Source organism: Micromonospora carbonacea (genome assembly GCF_014205165.1).
GTDB lineage: Bacteria > Actinomycetota > Actinomycetes > Mycobacteriales > Micromonosporaceae > Micromonospora > Micromonospora carbonacea.
Genome location: NZ_JACHMZ010000001.1, coordinates 3,542,948 through 3,562,379 on the forward strand (window position 1 = coordinate 3,542,948; position 19,432 = coordinate 3,562,379).

The window sequence follows — 19,432 nt, forward strand, 5'->3', positions numbered from 1 at the left end:
CGACCGGACCGCCGGTGTTCGCGCGTGCCCGGACGTGAATCACGTTTCCTCTCATTCTCAGGAGATGACCGTCATGATCTACGCGACGCTGGAGCGGGCGATCCGTAGCGGATCACCCGACCGGGTCGCCGAGCTGGTCCGGACCACCTGGCTGGATCCGATCGCCAACGGCGAGTCGACGCTGTCCGCGGTACGCCACCCGCTGGGTTTCGCCTGCCTGCCGGTGCTGCGCGACGGCCGGCGGGGCGTCTGCGTCCACCTGTTCGGCGAGCGCCGCACACCCGTGCGGCTCTCCGTCTCGCCGTTCCACTGCCACAGCTGGGACCTGCTCAGCCACGTCCTCTACGGCCAGGTGGGCAACCAGCACGTGACGGTGGCGACCGGCAGCACGTACCGGGTGTTCGACACGCGTACCACGGCGGGCGGCGACCGGCTCGTGCCGACCACGCGCACCGTGGACGCCACGGCCGGCGCGCCGGAGCACTGGGCGGCCGGCAGCGCGTACGAGCTGGCCGCCGGGCACTTCCACGCGTCCACCGTCGTGGGCGGCGCGCCGGCCGCCACCGTCGTGCTCGGGCTGCACCATCCGGAGAAGCCGGACCTCACCCTCGGCGCCCTCGACACGCCCGCGCACCGGCTGACCCGGCGGCTGCACGGCCGCGCCGAGACGGTCTCGCTGGCCCGGACCGCCCTCGACCGGCTGGCGAGGGACGCCGACCGGTTGACGCCGGCCGGCCGGCGGTGACCGGCGGGGGCCGCGCGGCGGAGGCGGCGCGGGAGGCCAACAGCCGGTGCTACGACGACGGCCGGGCGACCCTGGCGTACGTCGACGACCCGTACCACGCGGTGCGCCGACGCCTGGTCGGCGCGGCGCTGCTGGACGCGCTCGGGGGTCCCGACGGCGGCGACGGGTCCGGCGGTCCGGCCGGGGCCCTGCTGGAGCTGGGGCCCGGGGCGCGGAGCATCTTCGACGGCCTGCCCCGCCCGCGCCGGCCGACCGTGGTCGCCGACCTGTCCTGGGCGGCGCTGGCGGGGGCGCCGGCCGGTGGGCACCACCCGGTCCGCCTGGACGTCACCCGGCCGCTGCCGCTGGCGGACCGGTCGGTGGCCGGGGTCGTCGCGGCCGAGCTGATCGAGCACGTGTACCACCCGGGGGCCCTGCTGGCCGAGATCGCCCGGGTGCTGCGCCCCGGCGGCGCGCTGGTCCTGAGCACGCCGAACCTCGCCCCGCTCCAGGACCGGGTCCGGTTCCTCCTCGGCCGGTCGCCGCGTCAGGTCGATCCGACGCACCCGTACCTGCACCTGCACATCCGCCCGTTCACCGCGCAGATGCTGCGCCGGATGCTGCGGGCCGCCGGCTTCGTCGACGTGTCGATCCGGTCGAACTACGTCGGCGTCCACGTCGGGCGGGGCCGGTGGCTCCAGTCCCGGCTGCTGGCCCGGCTGTTCCCGGGCCTGGGCGGGTCGCTCGTCGCCAGCGCCCGCCGCCCGCCGGGCGTCGACGGCTGAGCCACGGGCACCCCGCCCCGACGGCCCGGCCCGCCATTCGGGCCAGTCGTCGACGCCAATGCGGAGTGGCGTTCACCCCGCGGCCGACGGCCGGGCAGAATTGGCACATGACCGGCCAGTTCGGATCCCCCGCCGACGCGGCTCATTTCCTGATCAGCTATTCACCGGCCGACGAGCGGTGGGCGACCTGGATAGCCTGGGAGCTTGAGTGCGCGGGCTACCGGACGATTCTCCAGGCCTGGGATTTCGTGGCCGGGACGAACTTCATCGAATTCATGGACCGGGCGATCTGCGAATCGATCGCCGTCATCGCCGTGCTGTCGCCCAACTATGTCCGGTCCCGTTACGGGCGGCTGGAGTGGCAGGCGGCGTTCCGCAGTGCGCCCGACGACCCGCAGCGGCGGCTGATCACCGTACGGATCGAGGACTTCGACCCGGAGGGGCTGCTGGCCACCATCACCTACGTCGACCTGGTCGGCGCGGCCGACGAACGGGACGCCCGGCGACGGCTGTTGCGCCGGGTCGGCGAGGCGATGCGCGGCCGGGCGAAGCCCACGGCGGGGCCGGGGTTCCCCGCCGGCCCGGCGGTCGGGCCGGGCGACGACGAGCTGCCGGCCGGACAGCCACCCCCGCAGATTGCCGCGCACCACCCCCGGCTGCGGCTGCGGCACCCGCCGGCCTACCCGCCGCAGCGGTCGACGGGGCACGCCGCGAACACCGAGGTGACCCTGCTGCACCTGCCCGGCCCGCGGTTCGCCCGCCAGCCCTGCGCCGGGCCGGCCCCGCGCCAACGCGCCAAGGAGCTGCTCGACGCCGTCGGCTCCGGCGTCGACCGGCTGCTCGCCACCGGCGGCACCGGTCCGGACGCGCTGCTGATCAGCGGCGACCTGACCGCGGCCGGCGGGATCCGCGAGTTCGACGAGGCGCTGGCGTTCCTGGCCCGACTCCGCGACGTCCTCGACCTCGATGCGGGGCGGATCGCGGTGGTGCCCGGCCCGCACGACGTCAACCACGCGGCCTGCCGGGCGTACTTCGCAAGTTGCGAGGCCGACGAGGTGCGGCCGCAGCCGCCCTACTGGGACAAGTGGCGGCACTACTTCCGGTTCTTCACCGAACTCTACGACGGGGTGGACGGCCCCACGTTCGACCGGCACCGGCCGTGGAGCGTATTCGAGATGCCCGAGCTCAACCTGGTGGTCGCCGGCATCAACTCGACGATGGCGGAGAGCCACCTTCCGGACGGCCACCACGGGTTGGTCGGCGCGGCCCAGGCACACTGGTTCGCCCGACGGCTCGACCGCTACCGGTCCGGCGGCTGGCTGACCGCCGGGCTGATCGGCCATCCGGCCGCGTCCGACGCCGTCCGGGACCACGACAGCGTCGCGGCGCTGCTGACGCCCCGGCTGCACCTGCTCGTGTCGCCACCGCCGGGGTGCGGCGGGGACGCCGTGTCGGTGGGCGCGGGGCCGACCTTCATCCGGCTGTCCACCGCAGCGGCCGACGGGTCGGGCGCGGCGGACGACGTCCGGTCCCGGGTGATCGCGGCCGGCCCCGGCGACGGGTCGCCCGGGGGCCGCCCCTGACTCCCTGGGCGGTTGGGGCCGCGCGATCGCCGTCGCGCTCGGCACCGCCGCCCTGGCGCTCGGCACCGCCTTCCGCGTTTCCCCGCGCGCCACGCCCGATCCGGGGCGTCGGCGGCACCGGCCCGGCGACGCCGGGATCCCCGGACATCGTTTCAGGTCGATGACTTGCCGGTGTGAACGGTAACACGCTAGTGTCCGCTGCAGGAGCGAAGGGCGCGCTCCGACCGGCAGCACGGTGTCCGATCCGGGACCGGAGCCGGAGGCACGAGCGGCACCGACGACAGATGTCCGGGGCCATCCTTCGGGCGTCGCACCATGCCAGGTGCCGGCCGGAGATGGCGGCCTCTGTCGGCCGGGCCCCGGGTTGATGTCGACAGACCCGTGACGTTGCGCAGCCACGATCGTCCAGTCTCACCAGCCCGGACCGTGCCGGGCCGCCACCCGACCGACTTCCGTCCGCCGGCCCACGCCGACGGGCGCGGCGTCGCGGCGGTCGCGGTTCCCGCTGATCCGGCGGCGCGCCCCGCACGCCAGGTCGGCGACCCGCCCGACGTGCCACGACCAGCAGATCCAGGATCGCACAGAGGAGAGGAATGGCAGTGAAACGCTCGCGTCTTCGGCTCTGGCTCGCCGCGACGACGGTCATCGCCGTCAGCGCCGCCGGGTCAACCCTGGCCGTCTCCGCCCAGGCCGCCGTCGGTTGCAAGGTCACCTACACGGTGACCAACCAGTGGCAGGGCGGCTTCGGCGCCAACGTCGTCGTGGACAACCTCGGCGACGCGATCAACGGTTGGCGACTGACCTGGTCCTTCGCCGCCGGGCAGACGATCAGCCAGTTGTGGAACGGCACGGCCAGCCAGTCGGGCGCCCAGGTGACGGTGGCCAACGCCGATTTCAACGCCGCCATCCCCACCGGCGGCAACGTCAACTTCGGCTTCAACGGCACCTGGACGTCGAGCAACCCGGCGCCGACCAGCTTCGCCCTCAACGGGGTCACCTGCACCGGCTCGGTCCCCACGGGGAACCCGACCACGACGCCGCCCACCACGCCGCCGCCGACCACTACGCCGCCGCCGACCACGCCGCCGCCCTCGCCCTCGGGGTCGTTCACGAACCCGGTGCTGTGGCAGGACTTCGCCGACATCGACATCTTCCGCGTCGGTGACGCCTACTACTACTCGGCGTCCACCATGCACTACTCCCCCGGCGCGCCGATCCTGCGCTCCTACGACCTCGTCAACTGGGAGTTCGCCGGGCACTCGGTGCCCCGCCTCGACTTCGGCACCAAGTACGACCTCAACGGCTCGCACGCCTACGTCGACGGCATCTGGGCCTCGGCCATGAACTACCGCAAGAGCAACAACACCTTCTACTGGCTCGGCTGCATCGACTTCTCCAAGACCCACGTCTACAGCTCGACCAGCGTCGAGAGCGGCTGGAACCGCATCTCGACCATCAACAACTGCTACTACGACGCCGGCCTGCTCGTCGACGACAACGACACCATGTACGTCGCGTACGGCAACACCCAGATCAGCGTCGCCCAGCTCTCCGCCGACGGCAAGACGCAGGTGCGCGCGCAGCAGGTCTTCTCCACGCCGTCCAGCGTCGGCACCCTCGAGGGCGCCCGGTTCTACAAGCGCAACGGCAGCTACTACATCTGGCTGACCCGCCCCGCCAACGGCCAGTACGTGCTCAAGTCCAGTTCACCGTTCGGGCCGTACGAGATGCGCCAGGTCCTGCTCAACATGCCCGGCCCGATCTCCGGCGGCGGCGTCCCCCACCAGGGCGGGCTCGTGCAGACCCAGAACGGCCAGTGGTACTACATGAGCTTCATCGACGCCTACCCCGGCGGCCGGGTGCCCGCCCTCGCGCCGATCAACTGGACCTCCGACGGCTGGCCCCAGATCCAGACCGTCAACGGCGCCTGGGGCGGCTCCTACCCCAACCCCCTGCCCACCCGTCCGGTCAAGCCCATGATCGGCAACGACACGTTCCCCGGCACCACGCTCGGCCCGCAGTACGAGTGGAACCACAACCCCGACAACAGCAAGTGGTCGGTCAACAACGGGCTGCGGCTCCAGGCCGCCACGGTCACCACCGACCTCTACAAGGCCCGCAACACGCTGACCCACCGCATTCAGGGGCCGACCAGCACCGCCACCATCGAGCTCGACTACTCCACGATGCGCGACGGTGACCGCAGCGGCCTGTCCATGCTGCGCAACTCGTCCGCCTGGATCGGCGTCAGACGCGACAACGGGGCCAACCGGGTGGTCATGACCAACAACATCACCATGGACAGCAACTGGAACACCACGAACACCGGCAGCGAGATCGCCAGCGCGGCGATCAGCGGCGGACGCATCTGGTTGCGCGTCAACGCCGACATCAGACCGGGCGCGGGCCGACAGGCCCGCTTCTCCTACAGCACCGACGGCACCAACTTCGTGTCCCTCGGCAACGCGCTCACCCTCGACAACAACTGGCCGTTCTTCATGGGCTACCGGTTCGGCGTCTTCAACTACGCCACCCAGGCCCTCGGCGGCAGCGCCACCGTCAGGAGCTTCAACATCACCACCCCCTGACCCGGTCCCCACCCCGCGCCCCGGCACGTCGGCCCACCGGCCGGCGTGCCGGGGCGTACGCCCGTCGGCACCGATGGGCCGGAGGCCACCGCCGAACGTGCGGTGGCGGGGGTTGCGGGATCTTGCGAGGCTTACGGCGTGTATGACTACGACCTGTTGGTGCTGGGCTCCGGGCCCAGCGGTCAGAAGGCCGCGATCGCCGCGGCCAAGCTCGGTCGGCGGGTCGGCATCGTCGACCGCCGCGACATGATCGGTGGGGTGTGCATCAACACCGGCACCGTCCCTTCCAAGACGTTGCGCGAGGCCGTGCTCTATCTGAGCGGCATGAGCCAGCGCGACCTGTACGGCAGCAGCTACCGGCTCAAGGACGAGATCACGGTCGGCGACCTGGCCGCCCGCACCCAGCACGTGATCAGCCGGCAGACCGACGTCATCCGCAACCAGCTGGCCCGCAACCGGGTGACGCTGATCACCGGCACCGGGCGGTTCGCCGACGCGCACACGATCTGGGTCGACGGCGAGTCGGGGCAGGAGTCGCGGGTCACCTTCGACAAGGCGATCATCGCCGCCGGCACCCGGCCGGCCCGTCCGGACAGCGTCGAGTTCGACGAACGGACGATCGTGGACTCCGACGGGGTCATCAACCTGGAGTCCATCCCCCGCAGCATGGTCGTGGTCGGCGCGGGCGTGATCGGCATGGAGTACGCCTCCATGTTCGCCGCGCTCGGCACGAAGGTGACCGTGGTGGAGCGGCGCGACCGGATGCTCGACTTCTGCGACGAGGAGGTCGTCGAGTCGCTCAAGTACCACCTGCGCGACCTGTCGGTCACGTTCCGCTTCGGCGAGGAGGTGGCGGCGGTGGAGAAGCACGAGAGCGCGGCGCTGTGCGTCCTCAAGAGCGGGAAGAAGATCGTCGCGGACACCGTCATGTACTCGGCCGGCCGGCAGGGCCAGACCGACAGCCTGGCGCTGGAGGCGGCCGGGTTGCAGGCCGACCGGCGCGGCCGGATCACGGTCGACGCGGACTACCGCACGGCGGTGGACAACATCTACGCCGTGGGCGACGTGATCGGGTTCCCGGCGCTGGCGTCCACCTCCATGGAGCAGGGCCGCATCGCCGCCCAGCACGCCTGCGGGGAGCCGGTCCGCGCGCTCAACGAGTTGCAGCCGATCGGCATCTACACCATCCCGGAGATCAGCTTCGTCGGGAAGACCGAGGAGCAGCTGACGGAGAGCTCCACGCCGTTCGAGGTGGGCATCGCGCGCTACCGCGAGCTGGCCCGCGGGCAGATCGTCGGCGACTCGTACGGCATGCTGAAGCTGCTGGTGTCACCGACCGACGGCCGGCTGCTCGGCGTGCACGTGTTCGGCACCGGCGCCACCGAGATCGTGCACATCGGGCAGACCGTCATGGGCTGCGGCGGCACGGTCGACTACCTCATCGACGCCGTGTTCAACTACCCGACCCTCGCCGAGGCGTACAAGGTGGCGGCGCTGGACGCGTCCAACAAGATCCGCAACATCGTCCGGATCGAGGGTTAGCCCGACCCCGACGCGTCGGGCCGGCCCGCACCGCTCCCGGTGCGGGCCGGCCCCGGGTCTCAGCCCAGGTCGAGGGTGAACTCGGCGGTGTGGACCTTGCCGTCGACCTGGAAGTCGAAGAACGCCCGGTAGCGGCTCGGGCCCGGCGCGGTCAGCCAGAACCGGGCCGCCCCGTCGACCAGTTCCTGATCCGGGTGGACGTGCACGTATCCCAGGTCGCCCTCGCGGACGACCACCAGGTGCCCGTACGCGCCCAGGTAGCGTTCCAGCGTCGGCGCGGGGCCGCCCGCGCGGCCCACCCGGAACGACAGCGGCACCGTCGCCCCGACCGTCGGGGCGCCCACCATCTCCACCTCGAAGGGCCCGGTCGTCGCCCGCGGCGTGGCGGCCGGCAGGGGGGCCGGGGTGTGCGCGCCGGGGACCTGGTGGTCGACGCCGAGGACCAGCGGCCGTGCGGTGCCGTCGGCGGCGGTCGTGGCGAAGTCGGCGTAGACGCGGTAGCCCCCGGCCCGCTCGAGCGCCAGCGGCACGCTCCAGGTGCCGTCGGCGGCCATGGTGGGGTGCAGGTGCTGGTAGCCGCCCAGGTCCCGGCCCACCACGACCAGGTGCAGCGGCTTGTCGTGCACGACCGCGAAGCGCGTCTCCGGCTGCCCGTCGACGCCCACGATCCGGAACCGGTAGTCGGCGTTCACGCCGGCCGGCTGGGACCGCGTCACCGGCTTCAGCGTGTAGCCGCCGGCGCTGACCGTCGTCCCGGTCACCTGCGCCTGCGCCGGGTCGCCGTCGCCGGGATGCGTGTGCGCCCCGGCGCCCGGCGCGTGCTGGTGCCCGTCCCCGGCCGCGACGGGGCGGCCGGTGGCCGGCGATCCGCCCACGGCCGCCGTGGCGGCCCGCCCGTCGCCGGCGCCGACGCGGCCGAGCCCGAAGCCGGCCACCAGGGCGACCACCAGTCCCCCGACGAGCAGGGCGAGGCCCCGGTCGCCGAGCCGGGGCCCGTTGGCCGGCGGGTCCTCGGACGCCTCGCCCGGGGCGACCGGGCCGCGTCGGGGGCCGCCGCCGCGGGCCGCCGGGCGTGGGGTCGGGCCGGCGGGCTTGCGGCGTCCCGCCGCCCGCGCGGCCGGGGCGCGGCGCGCCGCCCGGCCGGCGGGGCGCGGGCGGGCCCACGGCCAGCGGGGCGTCGGGCCCGGACCGCCGGCCCGCGCGGCGCGCCACCGCCAGGCGACGACGCCGGCCGCCGCCACGACCACCACGACCACCACGGCGACGACGCCGGGCCAACCGGGCCCGCCGGTGTCCTCGGCCTCGACGGGGGCCGCTGCGACGGAGGCCGCGCCCGGGGCTGCGGGCGACGCGGCCGGCGTGGCCGGTCCGTTCGAGGACTGGGGCGCGCCGTGCCCGGACGTCGCGTGCTGCTCGGCGGCGGCGACGAGCGCCGGGTCCGGTCCCGCGGTCGGCGCACGCCAGCCCTGTGGGGCGGCCGTGACCCGACCGGTGTAGCGGAAGCTCATCGTGCCCCGCACCGGCTCGCCGTCGGAGGCCACCGACAGGTAGCTCACCGTGTACTGGCCCGCCGCCGGCAGGTGCGCCAGCTTCACCACCGCCGGGAAACCGGTGGCGTACTCGCGCGGCTCGAACTTGCCGTCGACGAGCAGGTACTCGCGCACCGGCTTGTCCAGGGGAGCGGGCGACCCGTGCGTCCAGCCGTTGTCGACCCGGCCGCCGTTCGGCGCGGTGACCGCGAAGTACGCGTTGTCGGCGACCCGCTCGGTGAAGTAGAGCTGCACGGTCGCCAGTGGCTCGCCGACCGTGGCGCCGACCGCCGGCGTGGACATGGCCAGGGTGCCGTGCGCGGCGGCGGGCGGGGCGGCTCCGAGGACGGCGACCGCCGCGGCGAGGACGACGGCGAGCAGGCCCGAGACGAAGCGGCCGGGGACCGGAGGGGGACGACGCATCGGATCATCCTCGCCGCACCCGGACTTCCGTCAAGCCCATCCGAACTTTTTCCGCAGATGGCAAAAGTTTCTCTCGCCCCGGGCACCGGTCCGCGGGGCGGTCGCCGGCGCGCCCGCCCGGCCGGATCCCCCGAGTGGCGTGGGTCACGTTCGGCGGCGGAACTTTACCCCCCGTGACGCCGACCATCCACCTGGAATCGATCATCGAAGGGGAAACGATGCCCAATCTCCGCGCACCCCGCCGGTCCCGGCACACGAAAGCCCTGCTCATCGCCCTTGTCGCGGCGGCAGCCGTAGCCGGCTGCGGCTCGCCGGACAGCACGTCCACGGCCGCGCCGGACCAGACGCCGTCACCGTCGGTGTCGGCGAGCGCCGCCGCCGGGGTGCTGACCGTGCGTGACCCGTGGGTGAAGGCCGCCGACCAGGGCATGACCGCGGCGTTCGGCACCCTGGTCAACGACGGCGACACGGACGTGACCATCACCGGCGCGGCCACCGACGTGTCCCCGATGGAGCTGCACGAGATGACCATGAAGGACGGCACGATGGTCATGCAGGCCAAGCAGGGCGGCATCGTAGTCAGGGCGAAGAGCAGCCACGCGCTGGAGCCCGGCGGCGAGCACCTGATGCTGATGAACCTCCGGCAGCCGGTGCGGCCCGGCGACGAACTCGCCGTCACGCTCACCTTCGCCGACGGCCGGACGCAGACGTTCACCGCCGTCGCCAAGCCGTTCACCGGCGCGCAGGAGAGCTATGCGCCCGGCCACGGCGCGACCCCGATGCCGGGCACGAGCGGCACGCCGCGGGCGGCCACGAGCCCCGCGTCATGACCGACGCCACCACCGGCCGCCCGGTGCGCAGGCGCGCCCTGCTCACCGGCGGGGCCCTCGCCGCCGGGGGCACGCTCGCCGGGGCCGCCGTCGCCCTCGCCCGTCCCGGCGACACCGACGTGCGCCCCGAGGGGACCGTCCCGGTGGCCGACATCGGCGGCGCGGTGGTGCCGTTCCACGGCGCGCGCCAGGCGGGGGTGGACACCGAGCCGCAGGCGCACGCGGCGTTCGTCGCGCTGACCCTCGCCCCGGCCACCGACCGGGCCGCCCTGGGCCGGCTGCTGCGGCTGCTCACCGACGACGCCGCCCGGCTCACCCGGGGCCGGCCGGCCCTCGCCGACACCGAACCCGAGCTCGGCCTGCTGCCCGCGCGGCTGACCGTCACGTTCGGCTTCGGGCCGGGCCTCTACCGGGCCGCCGGCCTCGACGACCGCCGGCCGGCGTCGGTGGCGGCGCTGCCGGCCTTCCGCGTCGACCGCCTCCAGCCCCGCTGGTCCGGCGGGGACCTGCTGCTGCAGATCTGCGCCGACGACCCGGTCACGGTGGCCCACGCCCAGCGGGTCCTGGTCAAGGACAGCCGGCCGTTCGCGACGGTGGCCTGGGTGCAGCAGGGGTTCCGCCGGGCGGCGGGCGCGGAACCGGGGCGCACCCAGCGCAACCTGTTCGGCCAGCTCGACGGCACCGCCAACCCCCGCCCCGGCGGGCCGCTGGAGACCGCCGTGTGGGTGCCCGACGGGCCGGCGTGGCTGCGGGACAGCAGCACCCTGGTCGTGCGGCGGATCAGCATGAACCTGGAGACCTGGGACCTGCTCGGCCGCGCCGACCGGGAACTGGCCGTCGGCCGCCGGCTCGACACCGGCGCGCCGCTCACCGGCACAGCCGAACACGACGAGCCCGACTTCGCCGCCGTCGACGCCGCCGGGCTCACCGTCATCCCCGACTTCTCCCACCTGACCCGCGCCCGGGTCACCGACGACCGGCTGCGCATCCTGCGCCGCCCGTACAACTACGACGGCGTGCCGGCCGCCGACGGCACCGCCGACAGCGGGCTGATCTTCGCCTCGTACCAGGCGGACGTCACGACACAGTTCCTGCCCATCCAGCGTCGCCTCGCCGAACGGGACCTGCTCAACGAGTGGACCACCCCGATCGGCTCCGCCGTGTTCGCCGTGCCGCCCGGCTGCCCGGACGGCGGCTGGATCGGCCAGCAGCTGCTCGCCTGACCGGCGTCACCAGGAGAGGGACCAGCATGCGCAGAACCGTCCGCCACCCCCGCCGCGCGGCGGCCGCCGCCGCGCTGGCCGCCCTCGCGGTCCTGGCCGCGCCGGCCGCGCCGGCCGCCGCCCACAACAGCCTCGCCGCGGCCACCCCCGCCGCGGACACCCGGCTGGCCGAGCCGCCGTCCGAGATCACGGTGCGGTTCCTCCAGAAGCTGGACCCGGGTCTCACCACCGTCGTGCTCAGCGACGCCACCCGCCGGGTGGTGCCCACGGGCGCGCCCGTCGTCGCCGGCACGCGGGCGACCGTCGCCGTCGCCGAGACGCTGCCCGACGGCACCTACACGGTGGCCTACCGGGTCGTCTCCACCGACGGGCACCCCGTGCAGGGCTCCTACCGCTTCACCGTCGCCGGCCCCGCCGCCACCGCACCGGCCCCGGCGAGCGCCCCGCACACCGCGCCACCCACCGCCGCGCCGGCCAGCGGGGCGGCCGGCGCGGCGGGACGCGCCGGCCCGGGCGGCGGGCCCGGCCCGCTCACCGTGGCGGCCGCCGTCGCCCTGGCCGGTGTCGCCCTGGCCGCCGTCGCGCTCGGCGGCACGCGGGTGCTGCGCCGGCGGCGCGCCCGGTAGCCCACGGCGGTCGCGCCACGGCCCGGGAACTTCCCCGGCCCCGCGCCCGACCACCTCACCGGTGGGCCCTGCGGCACCGACGGGACCCACCCCTGTCGTACGGGGGCAGTCCCACCGGGAACGATCCCGGCTATTCCGATCGGAAGCGTATGTCCATCACCGAACTGCACGGCGGGTCGACGCCGGAGCCGCTCACCCCGGCCGACGGGCCCGCGCCGGTGGCGCGCCGCACCCCGGCGTGGGCGGCCTTCCTGCTCCGCCTGCACTTCTACGCCGGCATCCTCGTGGCCCCGTTCCTGTTCGTCGCCGCCCTGACCGGCCTGGCCTACACCGTCACCCCGCAACTCGACCGGGTCCTCTACGGCGACCTGCTGACCGCCGCGCCGGGCGGCCCGCCGAAGTCCCTCGCCGAGCAGGTCGCCGCCGCCCGCGCCGCCCACCCCGAGGGGACCGTCGCCGCCGTGCTGCCGGGCACGGACGGGGCCACCACGCGGGTGGTGTTCGCCCAGCCCGACCTCGGCGACCGGGAGCACACCGTCTACGTCGACCCGCACACCGCCCGGGTCGGGGGGCAGCTCACCACCTGGTTCGACGCCACGCCCGTCACCACCTGGCTGGACGACCTGCACCGCAACCTGCACCTCGGCGACCTCGGCCGGCACTACTCCGAGATCGCCGCGAGCTGGCTGTGGCTGCTCGCCGTCGGCGGCGTCGTCCTGTGGTGGCGGCGGCGCGGCGCCGCCCGTGCCCGCGTCCGGCACCTGCTCGTGCCCGACCTGTCCGCCCGCCGGGGGGTGCGGCGCACCCGGGCCTGGCACGCCACCACCGGGGTCTGGCTCGCCGTCGGCCTGCTCTTCCTCTCCGCGACCGGCCTGACCTGGTCGCGGTACGCCGGTGGGCACTTCGGCAGCGCGCTCGACGCGCTGCGCGCCGGCACCCCCGAGATCTCCACCAGCCTCACCGGCGCGCCGCCGCCCGCCGCCGGGGAGCACCAGCACGGCGGCGTCACCGCCGGGCCGGCGGACCCCGCGACGTTCGACCGGGTGCTGGCCGCCGCCACCGACGCCGGGCTGGCCGGCCCGATGCGGATCTCCCCCGCCGAGGAGCCGGGCGACGCGTGGACGGTCGCCCAGACCGACAACACCTGGCCCGTGGCCCGGGACCGGATCGCCGTCGACCCGGGCTCCGGCACGGTGACCGCCCGCAGCGACTTCGCCGACTGGCCGCTGCTGGCCCAGCTCAGCAGCCTCGGCGTCCAGGCCCACATGGGCCTGCTGTTCGGCCCGGTCAACCAGGTTCTGCTCGCCGCGCTCGCCCTGGGCCTGCTCTGCGTCGTCGTCTGGGGTTACCGGATGTGGTGGCAGCGCCGCCCCACCCGCGCCGACCGGCGCGCCGTCGTCGGCGTCCCGCCCGCGCGGGGCGGGCTGCGCGGCCTGCCGTGGTGGGCGCTGCTGCCGGGCCTCGCGCTGACCGCGGCCGTCGGGTGGGCGCTGCCCTGGTTCGGCGGCCCCCTGCTCGCGTTCGTCGTCGTCGACGTCGTCCTCGGCGCGCTGGCCCGACGCCGCCGCCGGGCCGCTCCGGTCTCGCCCGCCCCCGCCGGCGGCTGACCGGTCCGTGCGGGGCGGCGGGCCGGTGCCGGCCCGCCGCCCACCGGCGGCTACCGGGCGGCGCTGCCGAACGCGCTGGACAGGTACGCCCGCGAGTCGGCGATGGCCCCCTCGATGATCCGGGCCGCCTCCCGGGCCTCCTCGGGCCGGTGGCCGGCCTGCACCTGGAGCCGGAACCGCGACGACCCGGTCGGGGTGACCGGGAACTCCACCATGAACGCGAGCACCCCCCGGTCGAACAGCAGCCGGTTGGCCGTCCGGGCGAGCTTCTCGTTGCCGATCAGCAGCGGCACGATCGGCGACGGCTCCCCCATGCAGGTCAGCCCCCGGCCGGTCAGCTCGTCGCGCAGCGCGTGGATGGCGGTGAACAGCCGGGCGCGCAGCTCGTCGCCCTCGGGGGACCGGATGATCCGGGCGGCCTCCCGGACCACGGCGGTCTGCACCGGCGACAGCGCGTTGGAGAAGAAGTGGCTGCCGCTGAACATCTTCACGTACTGCTTCAGGGCCGGCGAGCGCGACGCCACGAAGCCGCCGTTGGAGCAGAACGATTTCGAGAACGCCCCCATGACGATGTCGACCTCGCCGAGCAGGCCCTGCATGCCCAGCACGCCCGTGCCCCCCGGCCCCATCGCGCCGAGGTCGTGCGCGACGTCGACCAGCAGGGTCGCGTCGTGCTCCCGGCAGACCCGTTGCAGGGTCACCAGGTCGGGCCAGTCGGCGTCGACGGAGAAGAGGCCGTCGGTGACGACGAGGATGCCGTTGCGGGTGTCGTGCGACCGGATGTCGACCAGGTGCTGACGCACGGCCTCGACGTTGAGGTGCTCGTAGCGGACCACGTTGCGGGTCGCCGCCCGCGCGCCCTGCTGGAGGCAGGAGTGCGCGAGCCGGTCGATGACCACGTGGTCGGACTGGCGGACCAGGCCGACGATCGCGCCGAAGCCCGCGGACCAGCCGGTCGAGAAGAGCGTGACGTGCTCCAGCCCCGTCAGCTCGCCGAGGGCGGCCTCCAGCTCGTCGGAGATGCGGGTGTTGCCCAGCACCATCGGCGAGCCGGCGCTGTGCGGGCCGTAGTCGCGCATCGCGCGGACCGCCGCCTCCCGGATCGCCGGGTGGGTGTTGAACGACAGGTAGTCCTGCGAGTTGAAGTTGATGCCCCGGGTCCGCTTGCCCAGGTCGTTGGTGATCTCGGCGATGCTGTCCGGGGCCGCCTCCAGGACCCGGGAGTACTGCCAGGTCTCCGTGCGGCGGCGAGCCTGGACCCAGCCGTAGAAGTCCTCGGTGCGGGCGAGCAGGTCGCGGCCGGCGGGGCGGTAGAAGTCGTAGGCGTTCTTGTCCAGCGCGTACTCCTCGTCGGGGTCGACGGGGTTGCGCAGGTGCGCCGGCTCCCACATCTCGGTCAGGTCCGCCACGACCCGGGCCAGCTCGCCGTCGGCCCCGGAGGCGTCGAGGGCCGCCAGGTCGTCCCAGGGGATGTGGGTGGCCCAGTTGCGGGTCATCTCGGAGACCTCGGCCGCCTCGCGGGCCATGGTCGCCACGTCGCCGCGCCGGGCGGCGTCGAGGATGGCCTCGATCAGCTCGCCGTCGTCGCGCTGCTGAAGGTCGGTGCTGGTCACGGTGTCGGCTCCCTGGTGCGGCATCAGGCGAAGAGGTTCTGCTGGTACATGCGCGACGTGGCGGCGAAGTCCTCGAAGACCGGGTACCCGGCGGAGGACTCCTTGGCGGCGTCGTTGAGCAGGAAGAGGTTGGACGCCTGGAAGAACTCCGAGACCGGCGCGATGTCGGCGTGCGTGGCGATGAACCGGTCGGTCTCCTCCTGGTTGCCGCGCAACGCGACGAACAGCTGCAGCTCGTCGTGCCGGTACGGCCGCATCTCGCTCAGCGTGCACACGTAGTCGTAGTAGGCGGCGGAGTTCTGGCTGCGGCGGCGGCCCTCGTACGCGGCCATCGCCTCGTCGAGCGACGACTCGCCGGCCAGCCACCGGTGCAGGGCGGCGCTGGCCAGCTCCGCGTCGCGGAACGCGTGGGTCATGCCGATGGCGGTGCACTGGTCCTTGGCCGACTCGGCGTCGCCGACGAGCACCCAGCCGGGCCCGTGCAGCTGCCGGAGGAAGCCCGACTGGTCCAGCGTGCCGTAGATGCGCTCCTCCCGGGTGCCCCGGGTGCGGACCAGCTCGCCCAGCTCGGGGCTGACGAAGTCCAGCGCCCGCTGGACGTTGCCGGGCACGTCGGCGCGGAACTCCCGGGACCACTCGCTGGGCCCCCAGACGAGGACCATGTTCTGCCCGAAGTTGGTCGGCACCACCGCGCAGCCGAGCCGGCCGCGCCGGTGGATCTGCCCCCGGCCCGGGTCGAAGCCGGACCAGTAGCTCCAGTAGGCGAACGTGCAGCGGGGCCGCTCGTCGAAGCGGGGCAGGCCGAGGGTGCGCGCGACGAACGAGTTGCGGCCGTCGGCGCCGACGACGATGCGGGCCCGCTCCTCGAACTCCCCGCCGTCGCTGGCGCGCCCCCGCACGCCGACGACCCGGCCGTCGGAGATGATCAGCTCCCGGACGGTGCTGTGCGTGCGGACCTCGGCGCCGGCCTTGGCCGCCGCCTCCACGAGGATCTGGTCCAGCACCCGGCGGCGCACCGAGGCGTAGCTCTGCACGACGCCCGAGTCGTCGCCGTGCAGGTCCCGGAAGTGCTCACGCAGCAGCGACACGGGCACGGAGCCGCTCAGCGGGATGCCGTCGTTGACGATGTCGACGACCGTGTGCGTGGGGGTCACGGCGGTGACCTGGTCCAGCAGGCCCCACCGGTTGAGGTAGGACATCCCGTGCGGCCACAGGAAGTGCGTCGAGATGACGTCGCTGGGGAAGGACGAGCGGTCCACCACCAGCACCCGGTGGCCCTGCCGGGCGAGTAGCAGGGCGGTGGCGGCGCCCGCGCAGCGCCCACCGACGACTATCGCGTCGTACATGATTCGTAGTCCTTCGAACGAGGTCCGGCTGCCCCGCCGGCCGGGCCTTCGGCGCGTCGGCGGACCGGCCCGGGGCACGGACCGCCCCGCGCTGCCACCGGCGAACGGGAGTGAACCGTCAAAGTACACAGTGGACCGCCCCCGGTCCGGCCCGTCGGGCAGGGGTGTGTCCGTGGCCGGACCGCCGTGACCGCGCTGGTCACCGCGGCACCGGGACGCGGTGCCGCCCGCCCCCGGTGGTTACTGTCCGAAAGCCGACAGTCACCGGGCCGACCTGGCGTCGGCGAGGCGCGGCGTCGACGCCCCCCTCGACCGGATCCTCAGCCGGCCCCGGCGCGCCGGCAGCGGGCCAGCTCCGCCCGCAGGTCGCGGCGCAACGCGCGGTCCAGGCCGGGCTGGGCGAGCGCGTGGGCGAAGTCGCGGGCGGCCTCGTCCCAGCGGCCGAGCCGCAGCAGCGCCGTGCCCCGGTTGTAGCGGGGCACCGGCGCCGACGCGGCCAGCGCCACCGCCCGGTCCAGGTCCGCCACGGCGGCGGCGACGTCGCCGCGGTCGAACCGGACCGCGGCCCGGTTGGTCCACGCCTCGACCAGCCCCGGGTCGCCGGCCAGGGCCCGGGTGAACAGCTCGTCGGCCTCGGCGGACCCGCCGCGCTCGGAGCGGACCAGCCCGAGGGTGCACAGCAGCGCGGGCTCCTGCGGGGCCAGGGCCAGCCCCGCCCGCGCGCCGGCCTCGGCCGCGTCGTGCTCCCCGCGCTCCAGGTGCAGGTTGACCAGGGCGATGCGGGCGTCGAGGTGCCCCGGGTCGATGGCGAGCACCCGGTCGAGGTCGGCGCGCGCCCGCCCGGCGCGGCCCCGCTGCTGCTCGAGCACGGCCCGGTTGTAGTACGCCTCGGGCAGGTGCGGCCCGAGGCGGATCGCCGCGTCGTAGTCCCGGATCGCGGCCCGGGCGCGGCCCGCCGCCCGGTGCAGGGCGGCCCGGTCGACGTAGTACTCGCAGTTGTCGGGGTCGTGCGCGATCACCGTGTCGAGCTCGGCCAGGGCCCGGTCGGCGTCCCCCAGGGCCAGGTGCACCTGCGCCCGGTTGTGCCGCAGCCGGGCCAGGTCCTGCGGGCGTTCGCCGGGGGCGAGCACCGCCGCCAGGCGGGTCAGCCCGTCGTCGATCAGCCGCAGCGCGCGGGCGGGCTCGCCCGCCCGGCTGTCCAGCAGCGCCAGGCCCTGCTCGTAGAAGACGGTGGACAGCACCCGCTGGCGCGGGTCGGCCAGGCCGCCGGCCAGGCGCAGCGCCTCGTGCAGCCAGTGCCGCGCCCGCTCCGGGTCCTGGTCGGCCGCCGGCAGGTGCCGGGCGTACAGCATGGCGGTGGCGTACGCGGCCGACATGGTGATCTTGGGGTCGTCGGTGGCGGCGCGGGCCTCGTCGTAGAGGTCGAGCGCCTCGGCGGCGCGGTCGAGGGCCGCCAGGGCGGTGGCCAGGCCGGTGGTGAACGCCCACCAGTGCCGCAGGTCGCCCGTCGCGGTCACGGCGGCGCGCCCGCGCCGGGCGGTGCGGGCGGCGTGGTGGTAGAAGCCGCGGGCCAGCGACTCCCCCACGGCCGCGCGCAGCGCCGCAGGCGTCGGGTCCGCGGCGGCGCGCCGGGCGTCGCCGCCGTCGCGCAGGTCCAGCCGCAGCGGGGCCTGCCCGACCCGGCGCGACAGGGCGTCCAGCAGTTCTCCGGTGGTCTCGTCGGCGGCGTCGACGTGGTCGAAGCGCACCGTGACCGGCCGTCGGAGGGTGCCCGCCCAGGCGAGCACGAACTCCGTCGCGCCGTAGGCGAGGCACGCCGTGCGGCGGGCGGGGTGGAACCGGATCGGCTCCTCGTCGGCGGCGGCCCGGGCGGCGGGGTCGAGCCCGGGCGCGATGGCGCGCAGCTCGACGGCGTGCCGGGACGCCAGGCGGGGGCGGGCGGCCGCGATCCGGCCGAGGAAGTCGGCGACGCCGGCGTACGGCCCGTGGTCGCGGTGGCAGTCGTAGCTGCCCGGATCGACGCTCACGACCCGGCCGGTCCCCGCAGGGGCGGGCGCCCGGGGGCGCCCGCCGCGCCGGGTCCTACCAGCACCACTCGATCCAGAGCCGACGGGCGCCGGACAGCAGGCGCAGGGTGCTCGTGCGACGCACGGTCATCTTCCTCATGTGAACCTCCATAGTGATCATTGTGGAACTGACCAGAGCGTAGGCCCGATCGGGGCGAATATGAAGGGCGTTCGTGATCAATGGTGCTCCGTCGGCGGCACGAGACGTCCGCAGCCGGGGCGATCCGGGCGTACCGTCGACGGCACCACGTCGGCCCCCCGACCACGCCACTCGGCCACCCGGCCACGCCACCCGGCCACGCGACGAAGGAGATGCGACCATGTCGAGCGCGGCGGACCCCGCTCCCGCAGCTGCCCGGCCGGGCCCGGGCGCGCTGCCGGCCCCGGGCGACCTGGCCACGGCTCTGGCCTGCTTCGACGGCCTCCCGCCGGTCGCCGTCGAGGAGATGCTCGGCTCCTGGCGGGGCAGCGGCTTCGCCACCGGCCACCCGCTCGACGGCCTGCTGGAGCGCTACGGGTGGCACGGCAAGCGGTTCGACGGCCCGGAGGACGTGCACCCGCTGGTCTTCGCCGCCGGCGGGAGGCTGGTCAGCGTCAACCCGGCGCTGGTGCCGACGGGGCTGCTGGTCCGCCCGCCCGGCGCGGTGCGCACCCCCCTGGCCGCGCGGGCCTTCGCGCTGGCCCGGCCGCTGCTGACCACGACCCGCCCGGCGGCGCGGCTGCGGATGACCGAGTACCGGGGGGTGGTGTCGGCGACGATGTGTTACGACCGCCTCCCCATCCACGACGTGTTCCGGCGGGTCGACGAGCGCACGCTGCTCGGCGTCATGGACCTGCGCGGCGCCGACCGGCCGTTCGTGTTCGTGCTGACCCGCGAGCCCACCACGCAGGCCGGCGGGTGAGAAGGGGACCCCTGTCTACCGAATGCGTTAACAAGGGGCCCTTCC

Annotated in this window: 14 protein-coding genes; 10 read left to right on the forward strand and 4 right to left on the reverse strand. The window is 74.9% G+C overall.

Features of this window, described 5'->3' with window-relative positions; genetic code table 11:
* Positions 1–64 precede the first annotated feature (64 nt).
* From HDA31_RS15195 to sthA, 5 genes are all read left to right on the forward strand, one after another.
* Entirely contained in the window at positions 65–745 is a 681-nt protein-coding gene (locus HDA31_RS15195) for a hypothetical protein (RefSeq protein WP_178064718.1), read from the forward strand.
* Complete coding sequence (locus tag HDA31_RS15200) at positions 742–1,509, forward strand: methyltransferase domain-containing protein (protein WP_246384616.1); 768 nt, start codon at positions 742–744, stop codon at positions 1,507–1,509. Before HDA31_RS15195 ends, HDA31_RS15200 begins: the two co-directional genes overlap by 4 nt.
* A 107-nt stretch (positions 1,510–1,616) precedes the next feature.
* On the forward strand, positions 1,617–3,092 hold the full coding sequence (locus tag HDA31_RS15205) for a TIR domain-containing protein (protein WP_178064717.1): 1,476 nt from the start codon (positions 1,617–1,619) through the stop codon (positions 3,090–3,092).
* 593 nt (positions 3,093–3,685) lie between these two features.
* Positions 3,686–5,680, forward strand: coding sequence for a family 43 glycosylhydrolase (locus HDA31_RS15210; protein WP_178064716.1), 1,995 nt, complete (start codon positions 3,686–3,688; stop codon positions 5,678–5,680).
* Positions 5,681–5,818: 138 nt separating this feature from the next.
* Positions 5,819–7,222, forward strand: coding sequence for a Si-specific NAD(P)(+) transhydrogenase (gene sthA, locus HDA31_RS15215; RefSeq protein WP_178064715.1), 1,404 nt, complete (start codon positions 5,819–5,821; stop codon positions 7,220–7,222).
* Between the two features lie 59 nt (positions 7,223–7,281).
* Here the strand turns inward: sthA and HDA31_RS15220 are convergent, their stop codons facing one another.
* The gene (locus tag HDA31_RS15220; protein WP_178064714.1) at positions 7,282–9,174 is read right to left on the reverse strand and encodes a copper resistance CopC family protein; all 1,893 of its coding nucleotides are present in this window, start codon (positions 9,172–9,174) and stop codon (positions 7,282–7,284) included.
* A gap of 218 nt (positions 9,175–9,392) precedes the next feature.
* Here HDA31_RS15220 and HDA31_RS15225 point away from each other — a divergent pair, with 218 nt between their 5' ends.
* From HDA31_RS15225 to HDA31_RS15240, 4 genes are all read left to right on the forward strand, one after another.
* Positions 9,393–10,004, forward strand: a complete 612-nt coding sequence (locus tag HDA31_RS15225) for a copper chaperone PCu(A)C (protein WP_178064713.1) — start codon at positions 9,393–9,395, stop codon at positions 10,002–10,004.
* A complete protein-coding gene (locus HDA31_RS15230) occupies positions 10,001–11,227 on the forward strand; it encodes a Dyp-type peroxidase (protein WP_178064712.1) in 1,227 nt (408 codons plus the stop codon). The genes HDA31_RS15225 and HDA31_RS15230 overlap by 4 nt, the downstream gene beginning before the upstream one ends.
* 26 nt (positions 11,228–11,253) lie before the next feature.
* The gene (locus HDA31_RS15235; protein WP_178064711.1) at positions 11,254–11,853 is read left to right on the forward strand and encodes a copper resistance CopC family protein; all 600 of its coding nucleotides are present in this window, start codon (positions 11,254–11,256) and stop codon (positions 11,851–11,853) included.
* A 149-nt stretch (positions 11,854–12,002) separates the two neighbouring features.
* Positions 12,003–13,460: a PepSY-associated TM helix domain-containing protein gene (locus tag HDA31_RS15240; RefSeq protein ID WP_178064710.1), complete on the forward strand. Its 1,458-nt coding sequence runs from the start codon at positions 12,003–12,005 to the stop codon at positions 13,458–13,460.
* 50 nt (positions 13,461–13,510) lie between these two features.
* On the opposite strand, the gene HDA31_RS15245 is transcribed toward HDA31_RS15240, so the two are convergent.
* The 3 genes from HDA31_RS15245 to HDA31_RS32985 all read right to left on the reverse strand — a co-directional run bounded on the left by HDA31_RS15245 (position 13,511) and on the right by HDA31_RS32985 (position 18,446).
* A complete protein-coding gene (locus tag HDA31_RS15245; protein WP_178064709.1) occupies positions 13,511–15,073 on the reverse strand; it encodes an aminotransferase class I/II-fold pyridoxal phosphate-dependent enzyme in 1,563 nt (520 codons plus the stop codon).
* A 23-nt stretch (positions 15,074–15,096) separates the two neighbouring features.
* Positions 15,097–16,419 (reverse strand): NAD(P)/FAD-dependent oxidoreductase, encoded by a 1,323-nt coding sequence (locus HDA31_RS15250; protein ID WP_178064708.1) that lies wholly within the window; start codon positions 16,417–16,419, stop codon positions 15,097–15,099.
* 320 nt (positions 16,420–16,739) lie between these two features.
* Positions 16,740–18,446, reverse strand: a complete 1,707-nt coding sequence (locus HDA31_RS32985) for a tetratricopeptide repeat protein (protein ID WP_178064707.1) — start codon at positions 18,444–18,446, stop codon at positions 16,740–16,742.
* 359 nt (positions 18,447–18,805) lie between these two features.
* Between HDA31_RS32985 and HDA31_RS15260 the strand changes: the two genes are divergently transcribed.
* Positions 18,806–19,387 (forward strand): DUF4334 domain-containing protein, encoded by a 582-nt coding sequence (locus HDA31_RS15260; protein ID WP_246384615.1) that lies wholly within the window; start codon positions 18,806–18,808, stop codon positions 19,385–19,387.
* Positions 19,388–19,432: the final 45 nt, after the last annotated feature.

What these genes read in the sequence shown, in the direction of transcription:
- HDA31_RS15225 (WP_178064713.1), top strand. Translation starts at nt 9,393, where the DNA reads ATGCCCAATCTCCGCGCACCCCGCCGGTCCCGGCACACGAAAGCCCTG.
- HDA31_RS15240 (WP_178064710.1), top strand. Translation starts at nt 12,003, where the DNA reads ATGTCCATCACCGAACTGCACGGCGGGTCGACGCCGGAGCCGCTCACC.
- HDA31_RS15250 (WP_178064708.1), bottom strand. Translation starts at nt 16,419, where the DNA reads ATGTACGACGCGATAGTCGTCGGTGGGCGCTGCGCGGGCGCCGCCACC.
- HDA31_RS15230 (WP_178064712.1), top strand. Translation starts at nt 10,001, where the DNA reads ATGACCGACGCCACCACCGGCCGCCCGGTGCGCAGGCGCGCCCTGCTC.
- HDA31_RS15220 (WP_178064714.1), bottom strand. Translation starts at nt 9,174, where the DNA reads ATGCGTCGTCCCCCTCCGGTCCCCGGCCGCTTCGTCTCGGGCCTGCTC.
- HDA31_RS15235 (WP_178064711.1), top strand. Translation starts at nt 11,254, where the DNA reads ATGCGCAGAACCGTCCGCCACCCCCGCCGCGCGGCGGCCGCCGCCGCG.
- HDA31_RS15260 (WP_246384615.1), top strand. Translation starts at nt 18,806, where the DNA reads ATGTCGAGCGCGGCGGACCCCGCTCCCGCAGCTGCCCGGCCGGGCCCG.
- HDA31_RS15210 (WP_178064716.1), top strand. Translation starts at nt 3,686, where the DNA reads ATGGCAGTGAAACGCTCGCGTCTTCGGCTCTGGCTCGCCGCGACGACG.
- HDA31_RS15195 (WP_178064718.1), top strand. Translation starts at nt 65, where the DNA reads ATGACCGTCATGATCTACGCGACGCTGGAGCGGGCGATCCGTAGCGGA.
- HDA31_RS15205 (WP_178064717.1), top strand. Translation starts at nt 1,617, where the DNA reads ATGACCGGCCAGTTCGGATCCCCCGCCGACGCGGCTCATTTCCTGATC.